Consider the following 12,600-nt stretch of genomic DNA (forward strand, 5'->3'; position numbering starts at 1 on the left):
ATGTGTTAATTTGTTTTCGTTACGTTGCGTTACACCAAACCGTAATGGTTTGTTGTTATCGGTAAATTAGTACCAGTCACCTCCACACCTCACAGTGCTTCCAGATCTGGCCTATCAACCCCATAATCTCTAGGGAACCTCAAAAGAAACCTCATCTCGAAACAGGCTTCCCGCTTAGATGCTTTCAGCGGTTATCCCTCCCGTACGTAGCCAACCAGCCCTGCTCCTGGCGGAACAACTGGCACACCAGAGGTACGTCCGTCCCGGTCCTCTCGTACTAGGGACAGCCTTCCTTCAAGTTTCAACGCGCGCGGCGGATAGAGACCGAACTGTCTCACGACGTTCTAAACCCAGCTCGCGTGCCGCTTTAATGGGCGAACAGCCCAACCCTTGGGACCTACTCCAGCCCCAGGATGCGACGAGCCGACATCGAGGTGCCAAACCATCCCGTCGATATGGACTCTTGGGGAAGATCAGCCTGTTATCCCCGGGGTACCTTTTATCCGTTGAGCGACACCACAACCACAAGTAGGTGCCGGATCACTAGTCCCGACTTTCGTCCCTGCTCCACCTGTCAGTGTCACAGTCAAGCTCCCTTGTGCACTTACACTCACCACCTGATTACCAACCAAGCTGAGGAAACCTTTGGGCGCCTCCGTTACATTTTAGGAGGCAACCGCCCCAGTTAAACTACCCACCAGGCACTGTCCCCAACCCAGATCATGGGCCAAGGTTAAGACATCCAATCCGATCAGAGTGGTATTTCACCAACGACTCACACACAACTAGCGTCATATGATCGAAGTCTCCCACCTATCCTACACAAACCGAATCAAACACCAATACCAAGCTATAGTGAAGGTCCCGGGGTCTTTTCGTCCTGCCGCGCGTAACGAGCATCTTTACTCGTACTGCAATTTCACCGGGCCTGTGGTTGAGACAGCAGGGAAGTCGTTACGCCATTCGTGCAGGTCGGAACTTACCCGACAAGGAATTTCGCTACCTTAGGATGGTTATAGTTACCACCGCCGTTTACTGGGGCTTAAATTCTCAGCTTCGAAAAAACAAGTTTTCCTAACCGGTCCTCTTAACCTTCCAGCACCGGGCAGGCGTCAGTCCGTATACATCAACTTAAACGTCTTCGCACGGACCTGTGTTTTTAGTAAACAGTCGCTTCCCTCTATTCTCTGCGACCACAACACGCTCCCAACGAAAAGTTGTTCACACGCCGTGGCCCCCCTTCTCCCGAAGTTACGGGGGCATTTTGCCGAGTTCCTTAACCACAGTTCACCCGAACGCCTTAGTATTCTCTACCTGACTACCTGTGTCGGTTTAGGGTACGGGCCGAATATCAACATCGCTAGAGGCTTTTCTCGACAGCACAGGATCACCCACTTCACCCTTTACGGGCTCCGCATCACGCCTCACACAAAAACAGTGCGGATTTACCAACACTGCGTGCCACACGCTTACACCACAATCCAATAAGTGGCTGAGCTACCTCCCTGCGTCACCCCATCACTTAGCTACTACCAGATCAGGTCCCACGCAACCACACACCACAAAAAAGCAAAGCCTTTTCGCGGGTGCTTATGGGTGGTTAGTATCACTGATTCACCATGGTCGCTCATACTCGGGTACGGGAATATCAACCCGTTATCCATCGACTACGCCTGTCGGCCTCGCCTTAGGCCCCGACTCACCCTGGGAAGATTAACTTGACCCAGGAACCCTTAGTCATCCGGCGGATACGTTTCTCACGCATCATTCGTTACTCATGCCTGCATTCTCACTCGCACACACTCCACCCAAGGTCACCCCAAAGCTTCAACGCATGCACGACGCTCCCCTACCCAACAATCCTATAAAGATCATTGCCGCGGCTTCGGCGGTGTACTTAAGCCCCACTACATTGTCGGCGCGGAATCACTCGACCAGTGAGCTATTACGCACTCTTTCAAGGATGGCTGCTTCTAAGCCAACCTCCTGGCTGTCTTCGCGACCCCACCTCCTTTTCCACTTAGCACACCCTTAGGGGCCTTAGCCGGCGATCTGGGCTGTTTCCCTCTCGACTACGAAGCTTATCCCCCGCAGTCTCACTGCCGTGCTCTAACTTACCGGCATTCGGAGTTTGGCTGATGTCGCTAAGATGTTGGTCCCGCTAAACCATCCAGTAGCTCTACCTCCGGCAAGAAACACACGACGCTGCACCTAAATGCATTTCGGGGAGAACCAGCTATCACGGAGTTTGATTGGCCTTTCACCCCTACCCACAACTCATCCCCTCAGTTTTCAACCTAAGTGGGTTCGCGCCTCCACAACCTCTTACAGCTGCTTCACACTGGCCATGGGTAGATCACTCCGCTTCGGGTCCAAGACATGCCACTAAAATCACCCTCGTTAGGATTCGGTTTCCCTACGGCTACCCCACACGGGTTAACCTCGCGACATGCCGCTGACTCGCAGGCTCATTCTTCAAAAGGCACGCCATCACACCACAAAGGATGCTCTGACGGATTGACAGCACACGGTTTCAGGTACTATTTCACTCCCCTCCCGGGGTACTTTTCACCATTCCCTCACGGTACTAATCCGCTATCGGTCATATCAAGTATTCAGGCTTACCGGGTGGTCCCGGCTAATTCACAGCAGATTCCACGAGCCCGCTGCTACTCGGGGTATCAACAACCACACACACCACCATGATCTTCGTGTACAGGACTCTCACCTTCTACGGCAGGTGTTTCCACACCACTTCCACTAACCACGCAGCACATGCCCACATCCGGCAGAATATGAACGTCATTGCCCCACAACCACCTACATGCAACCCCTGCCGGGTATCACACACATAAGTTTTAGCCATCATCCACGTTCGCTCGCCACTACTAACGGAATCACAATTGTTTTCTTCTCCTACGGGTACTGAGATGTTTCACTTCCCCGTGTAAACCTCCACACCAGCTATACATTCACTGGCAGGTAACCACACATCACTGCGGCTGGGTTTCCCCATTCGGACATCCTCGGATCAACGCTTAGTTGGCAACTCCCCGAGGCATAACGCAGCCTCTCACGTCCTTCATCGGCTTGATATGCCAAGGCATCCACCGTGTGCCCTACAAAACAACAAACAAAATACTATAACCCACACACAAAGTGCGGGCGCGTTCGGTATCACACAACAAAAAACAAAAAAATAAAGATGCTCGCGTCCACTATACAGTTCTCACACAACACACCACCCCCACCACAACCAAAGAACACAACATTCTCTACCCGTGTTGACGATGCTCGATGTTAGAAACAACCCACACACACCACCAAAAGGTGATGCTTGCGATGTCATTCCAGACACCCAACAGCATGCCACCTATTAATCACAGCACTGTTTGCTGTGTTGTTGTCACCCGAGGGGTCATCTCCACCCGATTAAAATAATGTTGATGGCAACCACATACGGGTTCCAACACCAACAACCCACCAACCAGACACAGTCTGATGTGGGTTAATAAAGCTCCTTAGAAAGGAGGTGATCCAGCCGCACCTTCCGGTACGGCTACCTTGTTACGACTTCGTCCCAATCGCCGATCCCACCTTCGACAGCTCCCCCCTAAAAGGTTGGGCCACTGGCTTCGGGTGTTACCAACTTTCATGACGTGACGGGCGGTGTGTACAAGGCCCGGGAACGTATTCACCGCAGCGTTGCTGATCTGCGATTACTAGCGACTCCGACTTCATGGGGTCGAGTTGCAGACCCCAATCCGAACTGAGGCCGGCTTTAAGAGATTAGCTCCACCTCACGGTGTGGCAACTCGCTGTACCGACCATTGTAGCATGTGTGAAGCCCTGGACATAAGGGGCATGATGATTTGACGTCATCCCCACCTTCCTCCGAGTTAACCCCGGCAGTCTCTCATGAGTACCCACCATAATGTGCTGGCAACATAAGACAAGGGTTGCGCTCGTTGCGGGACTTAACCCAACATCTCACGACACGAGCTGACGACAACCATGCACCACCTGTGAACCGACCACAAGGGAAAACGTATCTCTACGCCGATCCGGTCCATGTCAAGCCCAGGTAAGGTTCTTCGCGTTGCATCGAATTAATCCACATGCTCCGCCGCTTGTGCGGGCCCCCGTCAATTCCTTTGAGTTTTAGCCTTGCGGCCGTACTCCCCAGGCGGGGCGCTTAATGCGTTAGCTGCGGCACAGAAGTCGTGGAAGACCCCTACACCTAGCGCCCACCGTTTACGGCATGGACTACCAGGGTATCTAATCCTGTTCGCTACCCATGCTTTCGCTCCTCAGCGTCAGTTACTGCCCAGAGACCTGCCTTCGCCATTGGTGTTCCTCCTGATATCTGCGCATTTCACCGCTACACCAGGAATTCCAGTCTCCCCTACAGCACTCAAGTTATGCCCGTATCGCCTGCACGCCCGAAGTTAAGCCCCGGGATTTCACAGACGACGCGACAAACCACCTACGAGCTCTTTACGCCCAGTAATTCCGGACAACGCTCGCACCCTACGTATTACCGCGGCTGCTGGCACGTAGTTAGCCGGTGCTTCTTCTCCAGGTACCGTCACCATAAGGCTTCGTCCCTAGCGAAAGGAGTTTACAACCCGAAGGCCTTCATCCCCCACGCGGCGTCGCTGCATCAGGCTTGCGCCCATTGTGCAATATTCCCCACTGCTGCCTCCCGTAGGAGTCTGGGCCGTGTCTCAGTCCCAATGTGGCCGTACACCCTCTCAGGCCGGCTACCCGTCGACGCCTTGGTAGGCCATTACCCCACCAACAAGCTGATAGGCCGCAGGCTCATCCCACACCGCACAAGGCTTTCCACACCACCCCTACGGTGGTGTGAATATTCGGTATTAGACCCAGTTTCCCAGGCTTATCCCAAAGTGTAGGGCAGATCACCCACGTGTTACTCACCCGTTCGCCACTCATCCACCAAAGCAAGCTCCGGTTTCAGCGTTCGACTTGCATGTGTTAAGCACGCCGCCAGCGTTCGTCCTGAGCCAGGATCAAACTCTCCACAAAAAAACAATAAAAAAGATTGTTCAGGCCGTGAAAAGCCCAACACCTGACAAAAACAACAACACCCCCACCAACCACACACAAAGGTGACAGTTGGAGAATGGGGTGTTACTGGCATTATCAAAAAATAATGATTCTAAAAAAACACCACAACCCAAATAAGGATCATCGTGTCTTCAACGTGGGCCTAGTCCCTTGACGGGGAACAAGCAGACCCACAAAATCATGCCAACAATAAGATTATTGTTTACAGTGATGGATAAAATTGGCGATCCACCACCCGGCATGACCCACCACACATCACCCAAGGTGATCTGTGGTAGTGACAAAAATAATAAATGGCACACTATTGAGTTCTCAAACAACATACGCACACTAACTTGATCACCTTGCTCGGTGTCTCGTAAGCAGCTTGTTCGACTTTACCCTTATCGTTAATCAGAAAGCAACTTGCGTTAATTCCTGAAGAATTTTGGGAGTCTGTCAGCGTTTCAATTTCCCTTGCTGTGAAGCTCGGTTCGTTGCGCTGACTCGAATTAATCTACACAGCCCCTCTGACAAGCACAAACCCCCAGCTCAATGATGGTTTCGCTGGGGGATGCTTGATGGGAAGGCTTCGTTAGGAAGAAACCCTTTCGATGGTCGCTCCGAGTTTCTGCAGATTTTCCACGAAGTTGGGGTATCCGCGGTCGATGTGGAAAACATCGTGAACTTCGGTCACTCCGTCTGCGCAAAGGGCGGCAAGAACCAGTCCTGCTCCTGCACGGATATCTGAAGACCACACGGAAGTAGAGGAAAGCTGTTCAATTCCTCGGATTACTACGTGGTGCCCATCGACATTCGCGTCAGCGCCCAGGCGAAGCATTTCATCGACGAAGCGGAATCGTGATTCAAAGACATTCTCTGTAATTACTGAAGTTCCATTAGATACTGCGTTGATTCCAATTGCCATGGGTTGCAGATCTGTAGGGAACCCTGGGAACGGGAGGGTTTGGTAGTCGGTTGCCTCAGGCTGCTTATCCATTTGGACGCGGAAGCCGTTTTCGTAGGTTTCCACCTTGGCGCCGGCGATCTTGAGCTTTTCCAATGGAAGGTGCAGATACCTTGGTGCGATTCCGCCAACTGTAATATCGCCACGAGTCATCGCAGCGGCGTATGCCCACGTTCCGGCAACGATGCGGTCGCCGATTACTTCGTGCTGAGTTGGGGTGAGTTTCTCTACGCCTTCGATGGTGATGGTTGGGCTTCCTTCACCTTCAATGTTGGCGCCCATGGATCGAAGCATACGGCAGAGATCAACAATTTCTGGTTCGCGCGCTGCGTTATCTAATACTGTGCGTCCTTCTGCCATGACGGATGCAGTGAGGATGTTTTCGGTGGCGCCGACGGACGGGAAATCCAGGGTGATGTTGGCACCGACGAGCTTTTCAGCTTCTGCAACTACTGCACCGTGGGAAATGCGGGTGGTGGCACCAAGCTTTTCCAGGCCGCTTTGATGCATGTCGAGTGGACGGGATCCAATGGCGTCACCGCCGGGAAGGGATACAACTGCGCGACCACAACGTGCTGTCAATGGACCAAGCACACATACGGATGCACGGAATTGGGTGACTGCTGGGAAGTCAGCATTGGAGCTGAGTTCTGCAGGGGTAGTAATGGTTACGGTTGAGCCGTCGATGGTGACATCGCAGCCAAGACCAACGAGGACGTCGCGCATCAGGGGGACGTCGAGGATTTCGGGGCAATTGGTTAGAGTTGTTGTGCCTTCAGCGAGAAGTGCTGCTGCCATGAGCTTCAAAACGCTGTTTTTTGCGCCGTAAACTTTTACAGCGCCCTGCAGCTGTGCTCCACCAGTGACTAAAAACTTGTCTTTCACGTGCCCCACCTTATCCGTGTTCCCCACCCCTGTGCGTAACGACAGCTAGAATCTCAAGTTATGGCCGTTCATTTAACCAAGATCTATACGCGAACCGGGGACGATGGAACCACGGGGCTCTCAAATTTTGAGCGAGTTCCCAAGGACGATCCCCGCCTTATTGCATACGCCGACTCCGATGAAGCAAACTGTGCGATTGGCCAAGTGCTTGCACTCAGCAGCCCTACGGAAGATATGGCAACCTTATTGCGGACTATTCAAAATGAACTTTTTGATGTGGGCGCAGACTTAGCAACCCCGATTGAGGAGAATCCGAAGTATCCCCCACTTCGAGTTCTTCCGGAATATATCGAACGACTTGAGAAGGAGTGCGATAAATGGAACGAGGATGTGCCGGCGTTGGATTCCTTCATTTTGCCGGGTGGCACGCCAGCAGCGGCACTCTTGCACACCGCAAGGGTAATTACGAGGCGCGCGGAGAGAGCAGCTTGGATAGCGGTGCGGGAATTTCCGAGCACCACCTCTACCTTGCCAGCCCAATACCTGAATCGTCTTAGCGATCTGCTGTTTATTCTTTCCCGTGTTGCCAACAATGGCAATGATGTGAAGTGGGTTCCGGGCGGAAAAAGATGAAAACCACCCTGCGACCGTGATTGAAACGGTGCAGGGTGGCGTCGTAAAGCAAAATCTTTTTAAGGCAGTGCGCCGATCCGGCGTGCTGCGTTGACTGCCTCGTAGCGCGTGTGGGCGCCGAGCTTGCGCATGACCGAGCGCAGGTAGCTCTTGACGGTTTCCGCGCCGATGCCCATCTCTTCAGCAGCTTCGACGTTGGTGTGACCGAGCGCGACACAAGCCAGCACGTCCAACTCACGCGCGGACAGCTTGGTGGTCTGCTTGATGCGGACTGGGGTGACCATCTGATCGCAAAGCTCTTCCAAATCGCGGCGCAGATCCTCATCGGTCACACGATTTGCCAGCATGCGCAGCTTGGAATGAGTGGAACGAACCTGCTCCCACTCCGCCCCATTCATCACGCGGTTAGCTTTGAGGGAACCGCGACCATCAGGAACGCCATTGCGGCGAAGCGCGGAGTTGATCGCCAGGTTTTGTTCCAACGTGCGCGCAGTCATGGTGACTTCTTCAATAACAGTGTCGCCGAGACGCACCGCAGAGTGAACGCCAACATACAAAACGCCACGAATTTCGCGGTGCACGATCACGGGAACTGCGACAATGGAATGAAGGCCCTCATCCTGAATCGCGGAATCCTTCTCATGTGAAATGACATTTGCCCTGGTGTAATCACTCACACCAACCGGACGACGGGTTGCGACGACGCGTCCACCAACGCCCACACCTGGTTCAATGACCAGATTCTGCAGAGCCGGGGTACGCAACCCAACCCACTGAGTAATTTGCAGGCGATTGTCCTGCAACACAGTGGCGAACATGGTGACTGGGATGCCTGTTGCGGTTTTCAGCGATGTCAGCGCCGAACGAATAGCATCTTCGTCATCTTTAATCCGCTGGGTATCCACCTTCAGATTTCCTCCTGCTTTACACCCGTGCTGGTACACCCATAGGGCGCGTCACGAGTAACAATCATTCGACAAGGGTACAGTGTACTTCCCCTTTGGGGGTGAACATAGTCGAGGCGGATCGCCAATATGTTGGCACGGGTGTCCATTTGCCTTGTTTTTCGGGGGTATTTAAATAAGTTCCCCACCCCTCAAGGGCCACCCCCGCCACCCCAACCACCCCCGAAGAGGTAGTTAACCCCCAGTTCACGCCGGTTTTAGAGAAAAACTCAAATCCCTGTCCGGTCAGCCACCCCTCAACACACCCGCTACCCCCATTTGCGGTATTAGCTAAACTCAAGTTTGCTGAAATTAGTGTCATAGAACACCTTTTTCCTTGTGGAAAAAGTGAAATTATTGGACGAAACTGCCAAACCTTTGAGATTTTTCCGACAACGGACTTCTTTAAAAGATGCTTTTCGACGCCGCTCCCCAACCATTAACCCCGCGAGAAATATTCATCGAATAGATGTCGATCTACCTGCAAATACGCTCGGTCTACAAATAATGAACAGAACTGTCTACTTTTCAAACTGCTTTTTGTGTAGACTCAAGTCACAGAGGCCACTTCAAGTAGATGTTTCGTAATTGTTTACAGCGTTTACGCAAGCGGTCGACCAACAAAAACAGCACTTCAATGATTGGAGCACCACCCGACATGGGCAATGTGTACAACAACATCACCGAAACCATCGGCCACACCCCACTGGTAAAGCTGAACAAGCTCACCGAAGGCCTCGACGCAACTGTCCTGGTCAAGCTTGAGTCATTCAACCCAGCAAACTCCGTCAAGGACCGTATCGGTCTGGCCATCGTTGAAGATGCAGAGAAGTCCGGTGCACTGAAGCCAGGCGGCACCATCGTTGAAGCAACCTCCGGCAACACCGGTATCGCACTGGCAATGGTCGGCGCTGCACGCGGATACAACGTTGTTCTCACCATGCCGGAGACCATGTCCAACGAGCGTCGCGTTCTCCTCCGCGCTTACGGTGCAGAGATCGTTCTTACCCCAGGTGCAGCAGGCATGCAGGGTGCAAAGGACAAGGCAGACGAAATCGTCGCTGAACGCGAAAACGCAGTCCTTGCTCGCCAGTTCGAGAACGAGGCAAACCCACGCGTCCACCGCGACACCACCGCGAAGGAAATCCTCGAAGACACCGACGGCAACGTTGATATCTTCGTTGCAAGCTTCGGCACCGGCGGAACCGTCACCGGCGTTGGCCAGGTCCTGAAGGAAAACAACGCAGACGTACAGGTCTACACCGTCGAGCCAGAAGCGTCCCCACTTCTGACCGCTGGCAAGGCTGGTCCACACAAGATCCAGGGCATCGGCGCAAACTTCATCCCCGAGGTCCTGGACCGCAAGGTTCTCGACGACGTGCTGACCGTCTCCAACGAAGACGCAATCGCATTCTCCCGCAAGCTCGCTACCGAAGAGGGCATCCTCGGCGGTATCTCCACCGGCGCAAACATCAAGGCAGCTCTTGACCTTGCAGCAAAGCCAGAGAACGCTGGCAAAACCATCGTCACCGTTGTCACCGACTTCGGCGAGCGCTACGTCTCCACCGTTCTTTACGAAGACATCCGCGACTAATTCTTAGCGACTGTTAACCACTCAAGCTCTTTGCTTGGGTGGTTTTTTCATGTCTCAAGGTCGGGTCGGGTGCGATTCGGGTCGGTTTTGAGTGTCTTTGAGTCCTTTTAAGTCCTTCTTTGCCCGTGAATAATTCTCTGGATAGTTTCCACGTGCAGTTAAGTCACGCTGTTAGACTTGCCTGCATGCTCTCGACAATAAAAATGATCCGTGAAGATCTCGCAAACGCTCGTGAACACGATCCAGCAGCCCGAGGCGATTTAGAAAACGCAGTGGTTTACTCCGGACTCCACGCCATCTGGGCACATCGAGTTGCCAACAGCTGGTGGAAATCCGGTTTCCGCGGCCCCGCCCGCGTATTAGCCCAATTCACCCGATTCCTCACCGGCATTGAAATTCACCCCGGTGCCACCATTGGTCGTCGCTTTTTTATTGACCACGGAATGGGAATCGTCATCGGCGAAACCGCTGAAATCGGCGAAGGCGTCATGCTCTACCACGGCGTCACCCTCGGCGGACAGGTTCTCACCCAAACCAAGCGCCACCCCACGCTCTGCGACAACGTGACAGTCGGCGCGGGCGCAAAAATCTTAGGTCCCATCACCATCGGCGAAGGCTCCGCAATTGGCGCCAATGCAGTTGTCACCAAAGACGTGCCGGCAGAACACATCGCAGTCGGAATTCCTGCGGTAGCACGCCCACGTGGCAAGACAGAGAAGATCAAGCTCGTCGATCCGGACTATTACATTTAAGAACAGTTAGCGCCCTACCTGAAGTTCAGGCAGGGCGCTTTTTTGGGAAGCTCCAGAGTGCGTTTGTTAGCCACGCACTAGGGACCTTTAACCGTCTAAAACCGCCCCTGTGCGCTTCTCAGCACTACCCGTGAGAACCACCCCCCTGTGCCAGCTAGTTCTTTAGATCCTTATACTCAGGGTTCTTCTGAATGAAGCCAGCGACTGCAGAGCAAGCATCATGAATACGGATACCGGACTCACGTGCATCATCCAAAGCAAACTTGATCAATGGCGCAGACAGTCCCTGTCCACGGAATTCAGGCTTAATAACAGTGTGGTTGAAGTTGCGGATATCCGGGCCGTCTAAATAGCTGGCAAATCCAGCTGGCGTTCCATCAACGCTGATAACAAAGCGCTTCTGTCCTTCATTGTGGACAATCTCAATGTTTTTGTTCTCGCTCATGTGCGTTCTCCTCGGTATCTCATCCCGGTGGAATTAACCGGAACTACTCTTCCTTTATACCTTTTGAACACAAAGACACCCTGTTTTATTTCCTAAGAAATAAAACAGGGTGTAGATGGTGGCCAGAGCCGGGATCGAACCGGCGACCTTTCACTTTTCAGGCGAACGCTCTACCGACTGAGCTATCTGGCCAGGGGCTGCTCTACAGTATAGACCAACTCCAGCGACCCTGACGGGACTTGAACCCGCGACCTCCGCCGTGACAGGGCGGCGCGCTAACCAACTGCGCCACAGGGCCTTAAAGCCATGCACTATTCAGTGTTTGTCACACTGTCCTGCGCACAGATGAATACTCTACACAGACCGGGCGATTAGCCACAAATCCGCTGGTCAAAGCTAAGATCTGTGGCCTGTTAGTTACAAAGCTGCAACTACCTCACGCATAAGCTTCGCGGTTTCACTCGGAGTTGTTCCCACGCGAACACCCACGGCCTCCAATGCATGCTTCTTTGCTCGCGCAGTGCCTTCTGAACCTGTCACGATGGCGCCAGCATGCCCCATGGTCTTTCCTTCAGGGGCGGTAAAGCCTGCCACGTAACCCACAACTGGTTTTGTCACGTGCTTAGAAATGAAGTCAGCAGCGCGTTCCTCTGCATCTCCACCGATCTCACCGATCATGACGATTGCCTTGGTCTCAGGATCAGCTTCAAAGGCCTCCAGAGCGTCGATATGGGTTGTACCGATGATTGGGTCACCGCCAATACCAATCGCCGTAGAAATGCCAATATCTGAAAGTTCGTACATCATCTGATAAGTCAGTGTTCCCGACTTTGAGATCAACCCGATCGGGCCGGAACCTGCAATGTTTGCCGGCGTAATTCCCGCAAGAGATTCGCCGGGAGTAATAATGCCTGGGCAGTTAGGGCCAATGATGCGGGTGTGTCCCACCTTCTTGGCATAAGCCCACGCCTCAGAAGCGTCACGCACTGGGATGCCCTCAGTAATAATCACGCACAGTGGGATGTGAGCGTCGATAGCTTCAATGATCGCAGCTTTGGCAAAGGCTGGAGGAACGAAAATTACGGTGACATCCGCACCCGTTTCCTCCATTGCTTCCTTAACAGTGCCAAATACAGGCAACTCAGTGTCATTGATCAAAATGGTTTGCCCAGCTTTGCGGGGGTTGGTGCCACCCACGAGCTTCGCACCAGAGGCTAAAATTCGACGCGCATGCTCTGAACCTTCCGAACCGGTAATGCCCTGAATGATGATGCGGGAATCTGAATTGAGAAAAATAGACATGATTAAAC

The 12,600-nt window shown here is 53.1% G+C and carries 7 protein-coding genes, 2 tRNA genes and 2 rRNA genes; 3 read left to right on the top strand and 8 right to left on the bottom strand.

Going from position 1 to position 12,600, the window contains the following annotated elements:
• Positions 1 to 46 precede the first annotated feature (46 nt).
• The 3 genes from CGL_RS12735 to murA all read right to left on the bottom strand — a co-directional run bounded on the left by CGL_RS12735 (position 47) and on the right by murA (position 6,922).
• Positions 47 to 3,134: ribosomal RNA gene (locus CGL_RS12735) — 23S ribosomal RNA — on the bottom strand.
• A 391-nt stretch (positions 3,135 to 3,525) separates the two neighbouring features.
• Positions 3,526 to 5,049 (bottom strand): 16S ribosomal RNA (locus CGL_RS12740).
• Together the 16S and 23S rRNA genes form the textbook arrangement of a ribosomal RNA operon.
• A 616-nt stretch (positions 5,050 to 5,665) precedes the next feature.
• Positions 5,666 to 6,922 carry a UDP-N-acetylglucosamine 1-carboxyvinyltransferase gene (gene murA, locus CGL_RS12745; protein ID WP_011015212.1) on the bottom strand — a complete coding sequence of 419 codons (1,257 nt, stop codon included), beginning with the start codon at positions 6,920 to 6,922 and terminating at the stop codon, positions 5,666 to 5,668.
• A 60-nt stretch (positions 6,923 to 6,982) separates the two neighbouring features.
• On the opposite strand from murA, the gene CGL_RS12750 reads away from it, so the two are divergent.
• Positions 6,983 to 7,555: a cob(I)yrinic acid a,c-diamide adenosyltransferase gene (locus CGL_RS12750; protein ID WP_011015213.1), complete on the top strand. Its 573-nt coding sequence runs from the start codon at positions 6,983 to 6,985 to the stop codon at positions 7,553 to 7,555.
• Between the two features lie 59 nt (positions 7,556 to 7,614).
• Here CGL_RS12750 and ramA read toward each other — a convergent pair whose 3' ends face one another.
• A complete protein-coding gene (gene ramA, locus CGL_RS12755) occupies positions 7,615 to 8,460 on the bottom strand; it encodes an acetate metabolism transcriptional regulator RamA (RefSeq protein WP_003857068.1) in 846 nt (281 codons plus the stop codon).
• Positions 8,461 to 9,157: 697 nt separating this feature from the next.
• Between ramA and cysK the strand changes: the two genes are divergently transcribed.
• Positions 9,158 to 10,093, top strand: coding sequence for a cysteine synthase A (cysK, locus tag CGL_RS12765; protein WP_011265967.1), 936 nt, complete (start codon positions 9,158 to 9,160; stop codon positions 10,091 to 10,093).
• Positions 10,094 to 10,278: 185 nt separating this feature from the next.
• A complete protein-coding gene (epsC, locus tag CGL_RS12770) occupies positions 10,279 to 10,845 on the top strand; it encodes a serine O-acetyltransferase EpsC (RefSeq protein ID WP_006286028.1) in 567 nt (188 codons plus the stop codon).
• 154 nt (positions 10,846 to 10,999) lie between these two features.
• Here the strand turns inward: epsC and CGL_RS12775 are convergent, their stop codons facing one another.
• From CGL_RS12775 to sucD, 4 genes are all read right to left on the bottom strand, one after another.
• The gene (locus tag CGL_RS12775; protein WP_011015215.1) at positions 11,000 to 11,290 is read right to left on the bottom strand and encodes a GNAT family N-acetyltransferase; all 291 of its coding nucleotides are present in this window, start codon (positions 11,288 to 11,290) and stop codon (positions 11,000 to 11,002) included.
• A gap of 116 nt (positions 11,291 to 11,406) precedes the next feature.
• Positions 11,407 to 11,482: transfer RNA gene (locus tag CGL_RS12780), tRNA-Phe, on the bottom strand.
• Between the two features lie 32 nt (positions 11,483 to 11,514).
• A tRNA-Asp gene (locus tag CGL_RS12785) sits at positions 11,515 to 11,588 on the bottom strand.
• Positions 11,589 to 11,707: 119 nt separating this feature from the next.
• A complete protein-coding gene (sucD, locus tag CGL_RS12790) occupies positions 11,708 to 12,592 on the bottom strand; it encodes a succinate--CoA ligase subunit alpha (RefSeq protein ID WP_003863158.1) in 885 nt (294 codons plus the stop codon).
• Positions 12,593 to 12,600 lie beyond the last annotated feature (8 nt).

This window comes from Corynebacterium glutamicum ATCC 13032, from assembly GCF_000011325.1.
Classification (GTDB): domain Bacteria; phylum Actinomycetota; class Actinomycetes; order Mycobacteriales; family Mycobacteriaceae; genus Corynebacterium; species Corynebacterium glutamicum.

What these genes read in the sequence shown, in the direction of transcription:
- sucD (WP_003863158.1), bottom strand. Translation starts at nt 12,592, where the DNA reads ATGTCTATTTTTCTCAATTCAGATTCCCGCATCATCATTCAGGGCATT.
- epsC (WP_006286028.1), top strand. Translation starts at nt 10,279, where the DNA reads ATGCTCTCGACAATAAAAATGATCCGTGAAGATCTCGCAAACGCTCGT.
- cysK (WP_011265967.1), top strand. Translation starts at nt 9,158, where the DNA reads ATGGGCAATGTGTACAACAACATCACCGAAACCATCGGCCACACCCCA.
- CGL_RS12750 (WP_011015213.1), top strand. Translation starts at nt 6,983, where the DNA reads ATGGCCGTTCATTTAACCAAGATCTATACGCGAACCGGGGACGATGGA.
- CGL_RS12775 (WP_011015215.1), bottom strand. Translation starts at nt 11,290, where the DNA reads ATGAGCGAGAACAAAAACATTGAGATTGTCCACAATGAAGGACAGAAG.